The following is a 15499-nucleotide window of genomic DNA, read 5'->3' as shown; positions in this document are numbered from 1 at the left end:
ATATTTTTTATGTAGAAAGATCAATATACATTCCTCCATTTATATGAATATTTTGACCTGTAATATATGAAGATTTTTCTGATGATAAAAAAGATACAACGTGAGCAATATCTTTTGTTTTTCCAAAATAACCCATAGGTATTTTTTTTAATATTTTTTTTTTATTTAATGATAGAATTTTTTTTGTCATATCTGTAATTATATATCCAGGAGAAACTAAATTCACTGTAATTCCCTTTGATGCAACTTCTAGAGCTAAAGATTTTGAAAAACCAATTAAACCAGACTTTGACGCCGCATAATTTGTTTGCCCTGTTTGTCCCATATGACTAATTATTGAACTAATTATAACTATTCTTCCATATTTTTTTTTAATCATTGGTATTAAAATTATTTTAGTTATATAAAATATAGAAGATAGATTAATATTAATGACATCATTCCATTCTGAATCTTTCATAGTTATTAATAGTTTATCATGTATTATTCCTGAATTATGTATAAATATATCAATTTTTTTAAATTGATTAATTAATTTTTTAATTTTCTTTTTAATTGTTGTAATTTTCAAAAGATTTATTAATATACCAGTTCCATTTTTTTGTAAATTTTTTTTAATTTGCTCTACTCCTTTTTTAGTGGTAGAAGTTCCAATTACAAATATATTTAAATTTGCTAATTCTATTGAAATTTTTTCTCCAATACCTCGACTAGCCCCTGTTATTAAAGCTATTTTTTTTTTCATAGTTTTTTTATGATATCCATCACAAGTAATAATTTTTTATAACTATTTGTTGAATACGATGATATATTTTTATTTTCTTTATTTAAATTTGTTAGTATTTCCCCAGGTCCAACTTCAATAAAAATATCTATTCCCATTGAAATGATTTTTTTTATGCTTTTATACCACTGTACTTTTTTATATATTTGTTTGGTTAACGAAGAATATATTTTTTTTTTAGAAAACATAATTTTTGCATTATGATTACTAATAATAGGATTTTTTCCTGTAAAAATTTTTATTTTTTTTAAATAATAAGAAAATTCTTTTTGGTAATTTTTCATTAATAAGCAATGAGACGCGATTAACATTGGTAATCGAATTATTTTTGCATAAAATTTTTTTTTAAATATTAAACCCGCGGTATATACTTCAGAATAATTTCCAGTAATAACAATTTGTTTTTTTGAATTAATAATAGAAATAAATATTTTTTTTTTTGTTGAAATTAGTGAACATATTTTTTTAATAATATTATAATTTAATCCAATTATTACTAATGTTAATATCCGAATATTTTGTACTGCTTTTAACATAATCTTATTACGTATTTTTATAATTTTAATGGCTTCTTTAAATAATATATTCTTATTACAAACCAAAGCAGAATATTGACCTATACTGTGTCCAGATATTATATTTGGTTGAATATTTATTTCTTTTTCTAATAATCTATATATCGCAACTGAAGAAATAAATGTTAATAAATATATATTTTTATTATAAAAGGTGAAATTATTTTTTTTTTTAAAAAAATAATTTTCTATATTGTAATTTACAATATCAGATGCTTCCTTAAATGTTTGTTGAATTATAGAATATTTCTTTATAAATTTTTTTAAAAATTCTATATTATATAATCCATATCCAGGAAAAATAACTGAAAATTTTTTCATAAATCACAAATTAACCTCTGTTGTTCTATATACTATATTAGTAGTATATAGAAAAATATTTTTTTTATATGGATAATTTTAATTTAAATTATTTTAAATATTTATAATAATAAATTTTTTTTTGAACAATATTTTTTATATTAAAATATATTTTTAATATAATTATTAATTTTAATAAATTTTTATGACTAATCTATTTTTTTTTCAGCTCTTTTAGAGAATAAAAAAGTTTTTTTTCCTTTATAAAATCCATTTTTTGTTATATGATGACGGATGTGTATTTCTTTGGATGTTTTATCTATAGATAATTTATTTTCTGATATATGATCATGCGATCGTCTCATTCCTCTTGTTGATCGACTTGGTTTACTTTTTTGTACAGCCATTTTCTTCCTTAATTATTTTATAAGATTATTTTTTTGAAAAATATTTCAAGCAATTTTTAAATTTTTCATCTAATGGAGCTATTATAAAAATTTTTTTATTTTTTTTTGGATGAATGAAAGAAATTTTATATGAATGCAATAGCAATCTTTGATTCTTTTTTAAAATATATTTTTTTTCCCTTTTAATATTTCCATATTTTTTATCAAAAACGATAGGATGGCCAAATTGCGAAGTATGTACTCGAATTTGATGAGTTCTTCCAGTAATTGGTATGATTGATGTTAAAGTTGTTTCATTAAAGTATTCTTTTACTTGAAATTTTGTTTTAGAGGGTTTTCCATTTTTATGAATATATACTTTTTTTTTTTGTGTAATATTTTTTCTTTTTAATAAAGGTTGGTCAATGATATTATTTTTTTTAGACCAATAACCATGTAATAATGCTAAATATTCTTTATATATTTTTTTTGTACGTAAATTATCATGCATTTTTTTTAAAATTGAACGTTTTTTTGCAAGTATTAGTATACCAGAAGTATCTTTATCAATACGATGTACAAGTTCTAAAAATATTAATTCTTTGCGAATTTCTCTGAATATTTCTATTACTCCATAATTAATTCCACTACCTCCATGTACTGCAAATCCACATGGTTTATTAAAAATAATTAAATATTTATCTTCAAATAAGATATTTTTTAAAAATAAATTGATTATAGATTTTTGTAAATAAATTTTTTTTTTTTTATATTGATAATAATAGAGTATGTGGTAATACAATCATTTGTTTTTATTTTATAATATGGTTTTGTTTTTTTTTTGTTTATTTTTATTTTTCCTATTCTTAAACTACGATATATCATACTTTTTGGTAATTTTTTAAGATTTTTAAATAAAAAATTATCAATTCTTTGACCTGACATATGTTTTTGTACTATAATTGATTTTTTTAAAAAATCTTTATTATTCATATAATTTTCTTATATATAAAATATTTTAATAGATATATATAATTATATATTATATTTTTTTTTATGTATATTTTTTTTAAATCATATATTTATATTAAAGATATGAAATAATATTTTTTTTTGTAAATTTTTATTTTTTGGTATATGTAATTGTATCGTATTAAAATCAAGAACAGTTGCAATATTATAATAATATTTATTAATTATATTACAAATATTTTTTAATAAATAATAATTACTTTTTATTAATTTTAAAAAAATAATACCATTATTATTTCTATTTAATTGAATAGATGTAGATTTTTTTAAAATTGCTCCATGAATTATTTTTTTTCTATTAAAAAAATATTGATTATTTTTTTTAAAATATATTTTTTTTTCTTTCCAATTCATTACTATATTACCTTGAGCAACAGCATATATTTTTTTATCTTGACCTTTTAACGAAGTCATAAGTAGAGTGCCGCCATTTAAACTGCTAGCATTTCCGATAGAAGAAACTGTAATATCAATTTTTTGTCCAATATAATTTAATGGTGATATCATTGCTGTAACTATAACTGAAGCTACATTTTTTGTTTGTATATTTTTTGCATTTTTAGTATAAATTCCTAATTTTATTAACATATTATTTAATGATTGATATGTAAAAGGAATTTGAGAAGTGGTATCTCCTGTGCCATTTAATCCAACTACTAAACCATATCCTATTAGTTGAGTGTTTTGAATTCCTACAATATTTATTAAATTATAAATTTTTTTTGCAGATATGTAAGATTGATTAGTTAATAAAATATAAAGAATAATAATTATATATTTGAATTTTGATATCATTTTCATATAATTTCAACTATATTGAATAGTATATATACTATGATTTGATAGTACATTTATTTAATTTTTTTAAAAAAAAATATTTTTTTTAAGTAAAAAAAAATATTTTTTTTAAAATTTTGATGTGAATATTTAATTTTAAAATTATAAATTTCAGAAGATTTAATTGAATTATTTAAATTAATTTTTTTTGGATTAATAACTCCATAAAATCTGATTTTTTGTATATTATTATTAATAAAAAATTTTTTTTCTCCTAAAATTTTTAAATATTTATTTTTTAATATTGATACGACTTTTACTGATAATTTTAAATTTATATTATTTTGTATAGAAAAATTGTTTTTATTCAATAATTTTTTTGTTTTATTTATGTATCTAGTATATATATTTATTTTTTTTATAAAAAATAATTTTAAACGATAGATATTATATGATTTTTTAATTATATATTTGTGTATATAGTTATCAATATTATTTTTTTCATTAAAAAATATAGTGATATGATCTCCAATTTTATAATTTTTATAATTAGTAAACCATGAGGAATAATTATTTATTTTTTTTTTGTTTTTTTTTTTAATTATTTGAATTGGTTGTAAAAAAAATTTTTTATTTATTATTTTTTTATAAGGAAAAACATTATTACTTATAGTAAAAATGATTAGCGTTATTAGTAAAATATTTTTAAGTATTGAAGAGAATAATTTTATCATTAAATATAATGCCTTTAATAATATAAACATCTAATATGATATTAGATGAATATTATTAAGTATTTTTTATACTAGAAGTGAAAAATAATTATAATTTTATTGTTCAAAAAAAAGTTACTGTTTTTTTTTACAGTAAAAATAATAATATCTTTTTTATAAATTTTTTATTTTTTTATATATTTTTATATAAAAAAAAGTATAGAAACTAGTGTATATCTAGTTTCTATAATTATTTTTTTAATTAAAAATTATATATTTGATTAAAAAAAAATAATAAATTAAATATAATCAAAAATTATATATATTTTATTTTTAAAAAAAATTTAAATATATTCTTAATATTATTTATCTTTTACAGCTTATTTTTTTTTTTTAATAGTATCAAACTCAAAAGATCTAATTAAATTTATTTTATTAATTAAATTCTGAGTTGATTTTTCATTATTTTTAATTATTTCTTCATTAGATAAAAATTTATATTTAAGTTCTAATTCATTTTGTTTATATTTTTCCAAACCCGAATCATTTAAATCGTATATCTTATTATGTTTTCGTGCTATAACATCATTTTTATTTAACGAAATAAATTTTAATTGTCCTAACACTGTAGGCTTTTTATTTTTTTTATCATCATCTTCTTTTATGACGATTAAACCTTCAGATTTAACAAGTATTTTTTTATTTTCAGGTACTTTAATTACTTTATCTTCAATATTTAATACACGATAACCATCCATTGTTACTTCACGATTTTTATTTATTCGTACTCTTCCTTCTACTAAAAATCCTTCATATCCTTTGTCATCTAAAATTGAAAACCAACCGATTTCTTCTTCATCATCAATTTTTCTAAAAGGTTTATATGTTTGAAATGGTTTGATATGAATTGTATCGGATTCTGTATCTTGTTTTTTTATTATTTTTTTGTTATTAGAAGTTATTTTAATATTATATACATTTTGTTTTGGTAAATCTTTTTTTAACGTATCTGATATTTTTTTTGTTGTAGTAGTACTTTTTGGTAAATGTATATTAGCAAGTGTAATCATTGGTTGTATTGAATTTTTCATTTTTAGCCTCATTTTATAAAAAATGTTTTTATGATTGATATTTTAAAAATTGTATTTGCAAAAATTACTTTAAAAATTTATTTTATCATATTTTTATAATAAAAATATAGTATTTATTTTATAAGATAAATATATTTTATAATTTTTTTATATATTAAGTAAATTATTTTTTAAATTTATATTTTTATACATTATAATATAAATGTATATGTAATTAATTTAAAAATTTAATATTATGAAATATTTTATTTATCTGGTAATAAATTTTATTTATAAAAGATAATTTTTTAAATGCATTTATTATAAAATAATAACATATTTGTATTTTATAAATAAATATATAAATAAAAATTTTATATATATTATTAAAATTATATCATTATAAAAAAATATTTATAAAGTATAAACGTTTTTAATTAACAATAAATAATACTAATTAATATTATTTTAATAATAACATTTATTTAAATATTGTAAATATTGGTATAATATAATTTATAGTTATATTTTTTAAAAAACATATTTATATATAGAATATAAATTGTCTATTTTTTTTTTAAATATTTTTTTATTTAAAAAATCTTTTTATTACTTCTATATAGAAAATATTATTATATTAATGTAATAAAATATTAAATTATATTAATAAATGTTAAAATCATTATATAAAATATAAGAGCTAAGGTTAGACAAAATGAATCTTTTGAAATCTTTAGCATCAATGAGTCTAGTTACTGCTAGTGGTCGTTTTTTATGTTTTGTACGAGATTTTTTAATTGCATATAAATTTGGCGCATCTCTTGAAACGGATGTATTTTTTTCAATTTTCAAGATACCAAACGTATTACGTAGAATTTTTACAGAAGGTGTTGTTTCTCAAGCTTTTATACCAGTATTATCGGAATATAAAATAAATCATAAAAATTCCGTAATAAAAGATTTTATTTCCTGTATATTTGGTTTATTAATAATTTTATTAACAATAATAATTTTTATTAGCATGATTTTTCCTAATATTATTGTAATAATAATGTCTCCAGGTTTTTTAAAAAATACATATAAGTTAGGTTTAGCAGTTAAACTTTTTAAAATTGTTTTTCCATATATTATTTTTGCATCTTTATCTTCTTTTTTTTCATCTATTTTATATATATATGATATTTTTTTAATTCCTTTATTTTCACCGATTATATTAAATATTTGTATAATTTTATTTACTTTGTTTAGTATTTATTTTAAAGATTTTTTTTTATATTCACAAATTTTATTTTTAGGATGGGGAGTACTATTTGGTGGGGTTTTACAAACAATTTATCAATTACCGTTTTTAAGTATAAAAAAAATATTAGTATTACCTACTATTAATTTCTATAATATTGGTTTAAAAAAAGTATTAAGTAGACTTATGCCTGCTTTATTGGGAGTATCTATTGGTCAAATATCTTTAATTATTAATAGTATTGTTGCTTCTTTATTTAAATCAGGCTCAATATCATGGTTATATTATGCTGATAGACTTACTGAATTACCAGTTGGTATATTAGGTTCTTCAATTAGCACATTAATTTTTCCAAAATTAATTAAGTATCATACATTAAAAAATACTAAAAATTATTCTAAATTATTAGATTGGAGCTTACGTATTTCATTACTGTTATCTTTACCATGTACTTCTTTTTTAATTTTTTTATCAAAACCGTTTATTATTTCTTTATTTCAATATGGTAATTTTACAAACAGTGATACATTAATTACACAAAAAATTCTTTTATGCTATGCATTAGGTATTATTGCATTGATAATGGTAAAAGTTTTATCGACAGCTTTTTATGCAATTAAAGATGTTATTATACCTATGCAAATATCTTTTTTAACGTTATTAATTACACAAATATTAAATTTATTTTTTGTTTTTTTTTTAAATCAATCTAGTTTAGCTTTATCTGGGAGTGTATCAGCCTGGATTAATGCGATATTATTATTTTTTATTTTATATAAAAAAAAAATTTTCTTTCCTCAACCAGGGTGGTATGTTTTTTTTAAAAAAATATTATTATCGACTGTTATTATGTCGGTTTTTTTATTTTTTTTATCTTATTTTATATCTACTTGGTGTGTAGGAAATATATTTATTAGAATATTACGTATTTTTAGTGTTTGTATTTTTGGTGGATTTATTTATATAATATCATTATGGTTTAATAATGTAGATATAAAACAATTTTATTATGAAGATAAAAATATATAAAAATATATAAAAATTAATTTTAATAAAAAATATATTATTAAAATTTTAATTTATAATTTATTTAAATAATATTAAATTATATTAATTTTTTCTAATAATTTTTTTTAAAAATAATATTTTTTAAAAATAAGTAAAGATTATTAATCTGGATAGTGAAGGTATATATATGAAAAGAATTTCTATAATTTTTGTTTTATTAGTATCTGGTCTTTTTTCAACAGTACATGCACAATCTGCGCCTAGAATGAAGAAGTTAGATTTTGGAATTCAATGTAATTCATTTAATCTTAAAAATATATTTGATAAATATAAAAATTTATCTTATAACAATTTCAATCACATTATAAAAGGGTTTCTAGCTTTAAACCCGGGTATTTTTACAAAATATCAATTAAATCCTTATCTTAATTTTCAATTAAATTCAAATATAATAGAAAAAATAGTCAAAGACATTAAAACAAATGCATTCAATACGTATTTTTCTAGTATAGAGTATGCTACGAATTTTATGTATCCAATTAGAAAAAATATCAATTTTTATACAAAAATAGGAGCTAAATTAACAACTGAAGTTAATAATAAAAAATTATTAGATATTTTTTTATTATCACGATATCAACAATTTAATCCAATTCTTTCTGTTGGTATAGAATATTTATTTAATAATTATTTACAAGGTAATATGAATATTAACTTTCATAATAGTTTAAAAAACATAAATTTTAACAATTTAACCAAAATATTAAATAATATAGATGCAGGAATATCATGGAAATTATGTACTAATTTAAGTAATATTCAAAAATATAATGGACAAACATTTTTACAAAAAAAAATAAATGTAATGAGAAATGAAGATTTAAAATATCATATGTCCCATTATGTTAATAATCCAATAGTTTCTGCAGAAGCAAATCGTATTTTAGAAAATTTTAAAAAAACATTAAATAACGAAGAAAAAGATAAAATTATTTTGATAATTACTGATCATATAGGGATATTAGGGACACATAGATGTAATAAAATATTATCTCTTAAAAGAACTTTAATGATAAATAAATATTTAATGAAAAAAGATTTATTAAGACAAAATTTTATTATTAAAAAAATCAATACATTAAAAAATAAAAAATTTAATATAGATAATGATTTTGCATATAAAAAAAAAATATTAATGGACAATATGCCTATTAATAAAAAAATTAATATTGAATCAAAATAATATTCAATTTATTTTTAAATAAAGATATATTATTGTTTTTTTTGTATTTTTTTAGTACAATATATAAATTATTAAATTTATTTTATTGAAAACGTTTTTTTCAAATGCTTTACTTTTTTTTAGTTCTAAGTATAATATACTTATTAAGTTTTTATTGGGAGGAATGGCTGAGTGGTTTAAGGCAGCGGTCTTGAAAACCGCCGATGAGAAATTATCCGAGAGTTCGAATCCCTCTTCCTCCGAATAAAATAAACTTTTTTAATAGGCGCGTTGGCAGATTGGTCATGCGGTGGATTGCAAATCCATATAACTCGGTTCAATTCCGGGATGCGCCTAAAAAAATAATATTATTTATTAAAATATTAGAAATATGCCCAGGTGGTGAAATCGGTAGACACAAGGGACTTAAAATCCCTCGGCTGTTATGGCTTTGCGGGTTCAATTCCCGCCCTGGGTATAAAAAGATTTATAATGTAAATGTTAATACTATATAATTATTTTTTTTTAATATTATTTTATAATTTAAATATTTTTTTTTTAAAAGTACATCTAATGATATAAAAGATTGTATAATAATTCTTAATTCCCCATTTTTTATTAAATAGTTTTTTGCTTTTTTTATTATTTCTTTTACTATGCTTAAATTTATATCTAAATTATTATGTAATGGTGGATTAGATATAATCAAATTATATTTTTTTTTTATTTTAGAATAAATATTACTAAAAAATACTTTTCCTTTAATATGATTATTGATTAAATTATTTTTACTGCACCAAATTGCTGCATCATAATTATCTATTAAAGTTAAATCTATTTTAGGGTTTTTTTTTGCTAAAGCGATACCTAATATTCCTGTTCCTGACCCTATATCTAATACTTTTCCTTTAATATTACTTTTAAATGTTGATATTAATAATTTAGTACCTTCATCTATTTTTTTATATCCAAATACTCCTGGTAAACTATTAATAATTAATTTATTCCATTTATATGTATTAACAAATGCTTTCAACAAAAATTTTGGTTTTTTTATTATATATCCTTTATATAAAGAACAATTACGTGCATAATCTATTTTTTTAAATATTAAATAATTATCAAAAATATTATTAATTCCATTAATTCCGCTTTTATTTTTACCTACTATATAAATATGACAATGATATGAAATAAATGATAATAAACATGTTAATTGAAATTTAACTTCTTTTTTATTTTTTCCCCAAAAATAAATTAGTTGTTGATATTTATCTAATATATTTGGATAATAAAAATTATTGAAAATTATATTTTTATTAATTTTTTTAGATTTTATTTTATACAAATTATAATATTGAAGATATATAATAAATTTTTTAAAAAGTTTTGTATAACATAATTGATATGGGATTATCCCGGATAAAATTGTAGATTTATTTTTAAATAATTGAATGTTTTTTATTAATAGTTGATATTCTTTAGATGAGTGTAATAGTTGAGAACACATATGATTCATTTTCTTTAATTGATATTATAATTATAATATTAATTGTAATGAGTAATTGTATATATAATAATTATATTATATCTATGTATATAATATAAATATTATAAATAATTATTATTAATATATTTGTTTATACTTATATAGTGCATAGTACTATATTTAGTATATAATATTTAATTTTATTTATATATTAAAATTTATTTTATTTATTATAATTATTGTTATATAATTAATATTATTTGTATTTCAGGTCAAAATATATGAAACATCAATTAGTTACTTTTCAAAAGAATGATTTTACTATCTTAGTAATTCATTTAAAAAATATAAAATTTATTTATTTTAAAAAATTTTTACTTGAAAAAATTCAAGAATCTCCTTCTTTTTTTAAAAATATACCTATTGTATTAAATATAGAAAAGTTATCATATACATTTGATTGGATAAATATTAAAAATTTTATTTTATCTATTGGTTTATTTTTAATTGGTATTACAGGTTGTAAAAATAAAAATATAGAAAAAATGATTTTGAAATCTGGTTTTTTGATTTTATCTACACAAAAAAAATTGAAATCAAAAATTTGTACTAATCAAAATTTTGTTAATATTGAAAAAGAAAAATCTATAAATACCTCTTTTTATAATCTTAACGATCAGAAAAATTATGTTTTTAATCAATTAATACGATCTGGACAGAGAGTGTATTTACCTAATACTGATTTAATAATCACAAATAATGTTAGCGCGGGAGCTGAATTAATTTCAGATGGTCATGTTCATATATATGGCATGATGAGAGGAAGAGTATTAGCGGGAGCTAGTGGTGATATTACTAGAAAAATTTTTTGTACACACTTATTTGCAGAATTAATATCTATCGCTGGAGAATATTTAACAATTGAACAAATACCATTAAAATATTTAGGAAAAAGTGTTGAAATTAGTTTAATTAATCATATTTTATGTATTAAAAATTTAATTTAAATATTTATATACATATGCTATAAAAGAGGTATTGATTATATGTCAAGGATTATTACTATTACTTCCGGTAAAGGTGGTGTTGGTAAAACTACTTCAAGTGCATCTATTGCCACTGGTTTAGCTTTACAAGGGAAAAAAACTGTAGTTATTGATTTTGATATAGGGCTAAGAAATCTAGATTTAATTATGGGTTGTGAGCGTCGCGTAGTATATGATTTTATTAATGTGATTAAAGAAGAAGCTTCAATTAATCAAGCTCTAATAAGAGATAGACGGATAAAAAATTTATTTTTACTCCCCGCTTCTCAAACTAGAGATAAAGACTCTTTAACTAAATCTGGAGTTGAACGTATTTTACAAATTCTTTTAGGAATGAATTTTGATTTTATTATTTGTGATTCCCCGGCTGGTATTGAATCTGGTGCTATTCTTTCGCTTTATTTTGCAGATGAAGCGATTATTGTTACTAATCCAGAAATTTCTTCTATACGTGATGCGGATCGAATTCTAGGTATTATATCTTCTAAATCTAAACGAGCAGAAACGAGCAGTTCACCAGTGAAGGAGTATTTATTATTAACAAGATATAACCCGCAAAAGGTAATGCAAGGTGATATGTTAAGCATGGAAGATGTTTTAGATATACTTCAAATTCCTTTAATTGGATTGATTCCTGAAGATTTGGCTGTATTAAAATCTTCTAATCAAGGATTATCTGTCATATTAGATAAAGTATCTATTGCCGGACAAGCATATTCAGATACAGTTCAACGTTTATTAGGTATAAATAAACCATTACGATTTTTTTTAGAGAAAAAAAAAAGTTTTTTACAATGGTTATTCAGGAGATAAATATAATGATATTAGATTTATTTTTATCAAAAAGAAAGTATACAGCTAATTTAGCTAAAAAAAGACTTCAGATAATAATTAAGCAATCAAAAAAGAATTTAAAAGAACCAGATTATTTTCCGCAATTAAAAAATGATTTATTATTAGTAATTGCGAAGTATATAAAAATTAAATCAAATCAAGTATCAATTCAAATAGAAAAAAATAATAAAAATATATTTATATTAGAAGTCAATATTCCAAATACAAAATAAAAATTAGAAAAGCAGATAATAATTAATTTAATATATAGGAGATAAATATCTTGGATATATTTTCATTATTTTATATTTTGTATTGTGTTGCAAATATTTTATAGAATAAGAAATAATATCTTTAGAGTGAGGGGTAGTAATATGTGTATAAACTAATTTAGTAGATTTTTTTAAATATTTTCTTTTAAACCCAATAGTAGACCAAAGTCCTGTGTAATTTTTTACTATTTTTTTTATATTATTCATATTAGAATATAACCTTTCTGTGTGATTCCCAACCCATAAACCTATTTTATTTTTTAAATATTTTGCCCAAAAAATTTGATTTTTAGAAACCTGCAGAGCAATTAAAACACGATTTACTTTGTTAGTGTTCCAACTTTGTTCTGATAAAATTTGTAATGTGGAAAAACCAATAATTGGGATTTTATAAATAATAGATATTGTTTGAGATATTCCTACAGAAATCCTAATGCCAGTGAAACTCCCCGGTCCTATTGTACAAGCAATGAAATTAATTTTATTTAAAGTAATTTTAGCTATTTTTATGATTTTTTTGATCATTTGTAGTATATATTTTTCATGGTTTGTAGAACTATTTTTAAACAAACTATATATTTTTTTTTTATATAGCAAAGATACAGAACACGAATATAGTGTTGTATCTAAAGCTAGAATTGTTTTAGTGAAATTCATATTTAATATAATTCCTTAAGACTTTTAAATATATAAAATATTGCTTTTTTAATGAAAATTATTTTTTTTATCTTGGGTAATTTTTATTAAATGTATTTTATATAAATTTGATTTTATTATATAAAAATAATAGGGTTTGCTATAAATTGTTGTTCCTGTTTTTGGAATATTTTTGTTGTTTTTTATTAAAAAATCAGCTATTGAAATACAATTACTACTATTGTTTAATGTAGTAATATTTAATATTTTTTTTAGGTTATTTAAGTTCATTGAACCTGTTACTATCCAGTTCTTGTCATTAATGATTACTTTTGGTGTATTTTTTTTGTCTAAAAATTTTCCTACAATTATATTAAATATGTCTTTAGGTTTTATTAGACCGATTACTATACCTGATTCGTTACTAACTATAATACAATTATTTTTACAATAACGTAATAGATGCAATAGATTGATTGTATTGATAGTGTCCGGGATAATAAATGGTGGATATTTAATAGAAAAATTATATATATCTTCATTATTTTTTATGATTCGAAGTAATTTTTTTTTTGGTACTACACCAATAATTTCATTTAATTCATTTTCACATATTAGTATCATATTATGTGAAATATGTAGTAATTTATTTTTAATACTTTCGTAATTTTCAGTAATATTTATCCAAATAATTTTTTCTTGTGGGATTATGATATTTTGAATTTTATTATTATTAAATTTTAATATATTAATTAGTATTTTAATTTCTTGATTTTCTATTTTATTTATATTATTTTTATTATTTATATAATTATAAATTTTATCTTCTTTTTCAATTAAAAATAAATCTTTTTTTTTGTTTATTTGATTTTCTTTTTTATTATTAATAATTCTATATATTATATTGTATATTTTTTTTCTTAATGGTTCTTTTTGTTTTTGTTTAATCTTATTTCTTTTTCTTATTTGATTTATAGTTTCAACAAATAAATAAAATCCAATGGATATATATAAATATTCTTTCGGAATATAAAAACCTAATGATTCTATAATAAGATTTAAACTAATTATTAATAATAAACATAAACACAAAACAATTATTTTTTTTTGTGAATTAATAAATTTAATAAATAAATTAGATAAAAATATCATAAATATTGTAGATATTATTACTGCTGATATTATGATCGATAAATTTTGTATCATTCCTATAGCTGTCATGACAGAATCAATTGATAAAATTGCATCTAATATAACAATTTCAGTAACTATGCACCAAAAACTTGATTTTCTGATATTTTTTTTGTTTTTTTTAACTATAATATTTACATAATTAAATAATTCAAAAATTGTTTTTATAAATAAAAATATTCCACCAATTAATAAAATTATTTCTTTTATAGAAAAAACAAAAAATTTATTTATAAATATTGGATTTTTTAAATTTACTAAAAACGAAGTTATAATTAATAAACCAAAACGCATAAATAAAGCTAATATTAAACCGGTATATCTAGCCTTATTACGTTGATTATGAGGTAATTTTTTAGATAAAATAGAAATAAATATTATATTATCAATACCTAAAATTATCTCTAAAAACATTAAAGTAAAAAACCCCGCTATAGCAGATGGATCTACAAAAAGATGCATGAAAAGGTACCTCAAAAGAAATGTAATATTATTAAATTGTACATAAATAATATTTTAATTTATGTAATGTATATAATTAGTTTAATTATTTAATTTTAAAAAAAATATTATATTTCTTTTCTTAATAAAAAATATTTATTTTTTTTGCATATAATATAATATTTATTTGATTAATAAAATAAATATTATTCATATATGAAAATTAATAATGCAAATATGAATTTTTTATAAAATAAATATTAATACATATATATGTTTATATTTTATTAATTTAATTTATTATTTTGTTATTAATTAGGATTATTAAGTTTAATATATATTTTTATATATAAATAAAATTACTATTATGTATACTAAAAATTAGAATATAAAAAATAATAAAATATATCATAATAATAATATTAATAAAATTTATATCAAATGATATTTTGTATCTATGATTAATAGATGTTTATATTTTAT

At 18.7% G+C, this 15499-nt stretch carries 16 protein-coding genes and 3 tRNA genes; 8 read left to right on the top strand and 11 right to left on the bottom strand.

All coding sequences use genetic code 11. The features are described from left to right. Positions 1–7 precede the first annotated feature (7 nt). The 8 genes from fabG to BUCIPICE3303_RS01110 form a co-directional block, all read right to left on the bottom strand. Entirely contained in the window at positions 8–745 is a 738-nt protein-coding gene (gene fabG / locus BUCIPICE3303_RS01140) for a 3-oxoacyl-ACP reductase FabG (protein ID WP_154049283.1), read from the bottom strand. Then, positions 742–1680 (bottom strand): ACP S-malonyltransferase, encoded by a 939-nt coding sequence (locus BUCIPICE3303_RS01135; RefSeq protein ID WP_154049282.1) that lies wholly within the window; start codon positions 1678–1680, stop codon positions 742–744. Before BUCIPICE3303_RS01135 ends, fabG begins: the two co-directional genes overlap by 4 nt. 188 nt (positions 1681–1868) lie before the next feature. After that, positions 1869–2066 carry a 50S ribosomal protein L32 gene (gene rpmF, locus BUCIPICE3303_RS01130; protein ID WP_154049281.1) on the bottom strand — a complete coding sequence of 66 codons (198 nt, stop codon included), beginning with the start codon at positions 2064–2066 and terminating at the stop codon, positions 1869–1871. Between the two features lie 25 nt (positions 2067–2091). Then, positions 2092–2847: an RluA family pseudouridine synthase gene (locus tag BUCIPICE3303_RS01125; protein WP_232512957.1), complete on the bottom strand. Its 756-nt coding sequence runs from the start codon at positions 2845–2847 to the stop codon at positions 2092–2094. Then, complete coding sequence (locus tag BUCIPICE3303_RS02095) at positions 2781–3038, bottom strand: S4 domain-containing protein (RefSeq protein WP_232512956.1); 258 nt, start codon at positions 3036–3038, stop codon at positions 2781–2783. Before BUCIPICE3303_RS02095 ends, BUCIPICE3303_RS01125 begins: the two co-directional genes overlap by 67 nt. Positions 3039–3119: 81 nt before the next feature. Next, on the bottom strand, positions 3120–3878 hold the full coding sequence (locus tag BUCIPICE3303_RS01120) for a flagellar basal body P-ring protein FlgI (RefSeq protein ID WP_154049280.1): 759 nt from the start codon (positions 3876–3878) through the stop codon (positions 3120–3122). Positions 3879–3928: 50 nt separating this feature from the next. Then, a complete protein-coding gene (locus tag BUCIPICE3303_RS01115) occupies positions 3929–4588 on the bottom strand; it encodes a flagellar basal body L-ring protein FlgH (RefSeq protein ID WP_172598703.1) in 660 nt (219 codons plus the stop codon). A gap of 359 nt (positions 4589–4947) precedes the next feature. Further along, positions 4948–5658, bottom strand: coding sequence for a hypothetical protein (locus tag BUCIPICE3303_RS01110; RefSeq protein ID WP_154049278.1), 711 nt, complete (start codon positions 5656–5658; stop codon positions 4948–4950). 694 nt (positions 5659–6352) lie between these two features. Between BUCIPICE3303_RS01110 and murJ the strand changes: the two genes are divergently transcribed. From murJ to BUCIPICE3303_RS01085, 5 genes are all read left to right on the top strand, one after another. After that, on the top strand, positions 6353–7906 hold the full coding sequence (gene murJ / locus BUCIPICE3303_RS01105; RefSeq protein ID WP_154049277.1) for a murein biosynthesis integral membrane protein MurJ: 1554 nt from the start codon (positions 6353–6355) through the stop codon (positions 7904–7906). Positions 7907–8072: 166 nt separating this feature from the next. Next, positions 8073–9128 carry a hypothetical protein gene (locus BUCIPICE3303_RS01100; protein WP_154049276.1) on the top strand — a complete coding sequence of 352 codons (1056 nt, stop codon included), beginning with the start codon at positions 8073–8075 and terminating at the stop codon, positions 9126–9128. Positions 9129–9285: 157 nt separating this feature from the next. Next, positions 9286–9370 (top strand) — tRNA-Ser (locus BUCIPICE3303_RS01095). A 22-nt stretch (positions 9371–9392) separates the two neighbouring features. Next, a tRNA-Cys gene (locus BUCIPICE3303_RS01090) sits at positions 9393–9463 on the top strand. Positions 9464–9500: 37 nt separating this feature from the next. After that, positions 9501–9585 (top strand) — tRNA-Leu (locus BUCIPICE3303_RS01085). Positions 9586–9594: 9 nt separating this feature from the next. Here BUCIPICE3303_RS01085 and rsmC read toward each other — a convergent pair. Beyond that, a complete protein-coding gene (rsmC, locus tag BUCIPICE3303_RS01080; protein ID WP_154049275.1) occupies positions 9595–10626 on the bottom strand; it encodes a 16S rRNA (guanine(1207)-N(2))-methyltransferase RsmC in 1032 nt (343 codons plus the stop codon). A 251-nt stretch (positions 10627–10877) separates the two neighbouring features. On the opposite strand from rsmC, the gene minC reads away from it, so the two are divergent. From minC to minE, 3 genes are read left to right on the top strand one after another with little or no spacing between them, the layout of a single operon-like run. Beyond that, a complete protein-coding gene (gene minC, locus BUCIPICE3303_RS01075) occupies positions 10878–11603 on the top strand; it encodes a septum site-determining protein MinC (RefSeq protein WP_154049274.1) in 726 nt (241 codons plus the stop codon). Positions 11604–11642: 39 nt separating this feature from the next. Then, positions 11643–12455: a septum site-determining protein MinD gene (minD, locus tag BUCIPICE3303_RS01070; protein ID WP_154049273.1), complete on the top strand. Its 813-nt coding sequence runs from the start codon at positions 11643–11645 to the stop codon at positions 12453–12455. 5 nt (positions 12456–12460) lie between these two features. Beyond that, the gene (gene minE / locus BUCIPICE3303_RS01065; RefSeq protein WP_154049272.1) at positions 12461–12709 is read left to right on the top strand and encodes a cell division topological specificity factor MinE; all 249 of its coding nucleotides are present in this window, start codon (positions 12461–12463) and stop codon (positions 12707–12709) included. 27 nt (positions 12710–12736) lie between these two features. Here minE and tsaB read toward each other — a convergent pair whose 3' ends face one another. Continuing rightward, positions 12737–13405 (bottom strand): tRNA (adenosine(37)-N6)-threonylcarbamoyltransferase complex dimerization subunit type 1 TsaB, encoded by a 669-nt coding sequence (gene tsaB / locus BUCIPICE3303_RS01060; protein WP_154049271.1) that lies wholly within the window; start codon positions 13403–13405, stop codon positions 12737–12739. 48 nt (positions 13406–13453) lie between these two features. Continuing rightward, positions 13454–15037, bottom strand: coding sequence for a TerC family protein (locus tag BUCIPICE3303_RS01055; RefSeq protein WP_154049270.1), 1584 nt, complete (start codon positions 15035–15037; stop codon positions 13454–13456). Positions 15038–15499: the final 462 nt, after the last annotated feature.

Source organism: Buchnera aphidicola (Cinara piceae) (assembly GCF_900699035.1).
GTDB lineage: Bacteria > Pseudomonadota > Gammaproteobacteria > Enterobacterales > Enterobacteriaceae > Buchnera_F > Buchnera_F aphidicola_AV.
This window is presented reverse-complemented; position numbering and strand designations above follow the sequence as displayed.

What these genes read in the sequence shown, in the direction of transcription:
- fabG (WP_154049283.1), bottom strand. Translation starts at nt 745, where the DNA reads ATGAAAAAAAAAATAGCTTTAATAACAGGGGCTAGTCGAGGTATTGGA.
- BUCIPICE3303_RS01135 (WP_154049282.1), bottom strand. Translation starts at nt 1,680, where the DNA reads ATGAAAAAATTTTCAGTTATTTTTCCTGGATATGGATTATATAATATA.
- rpmF (WP_154049281.1), bottom strand. Translation starts at nt 2,066, where the DNA reads ATGGCTGTACAAAAAAGTAAACCAAGTCGATCAACAAGAGGAATGAGA.
- BUCIPICE3303_RS02095 (WP_232512956.1), bottom strand. Translation starts at nt 3,038, where the DNA reads ATGAATAATAAAGATTTTTTAAAAAAATCAATTATAGTACAAAAACAT.
- BUCIPICE3303_RS01120 (WP_154049280.1), bottom strand. Translation starts at nt 3,878, where the DNA reads ATGAAAATGATATCAAAATTCAAATATATAATTATTATTCTTTATATT.
- BUCIPICE3303_RS01115 (WP_172598703.1), bottom strand. Translation starts at nt 4,588, where the DNA reads ATGATAAAATTATTCTCTTCAATACTTAAAAATATTTTACTAATAACG.
- BUCIPICE3303_RS01110 (WP_154049278.1), bottom strand. Translation starts at nt 5,658, where the DNA reads ATGAAAAATTCAATACAACCAATGATTACACTTGCTAATATACATTTA.
- murJ (WP_154049277.1), top strand. Translation starts at nt 6,353, where the DNA reads ATGAATCTTTTGAAATCTTTAGCATCAATGAGTCTAGTTACTGCTAGT.
- BUCIPICE3303_RS01100 (WP_154049276.1), top strand. Translation starts at nt 8,073, where the DNA reads ATGAAAAGAATTTCTATAATTTTTGTTTTATTAGTATCTGGTCTTTTT.
- rsmC (WP_154049275.1), bottom strand. Translation starts at nt 10,626, where the DNA reads ATGAATCATATGTGTTCTCAACTATTACACTCATCTAAAGAATATCAA.
- minC (WP_154049274.1), top strand. Translation starts at nt 10,878, where the DNA reads ATGAAACATCAATTAGTTACTTTTCAAAAGAATGATTTTACTATCTTA.
- minD (WP_154049273.1), top strand. Translation starts at nt 11,643, where the DNA reads ATGTCAAGGATTATTACTATTACTTCCGGTAAAGGTGGTGTTGGTAAA.
- minE (WP_154049272.1), top strand. Translation starts at nt 12,461, where the DNA reads ATGATATTAGATTTATTTTTATCAAAAAGAAAGTATACAGCTAATTTA.
- tsaB (WP_154049271.1), bottom strand. Translation starts at nt 13,405, where the DNA reads ATGAATTTCACTAAAACAATTCTAGCTTTAGATACAACACTATATTCG.
- BUCIPICE3303_RS01055 (WP_154049270.1), bottom strand. Translation starts at nt 15,037, where the DNA reads ATGCATCTTTTTGTAGATCCATCTGCTATAGCGGGGTTTTTTACTTTA.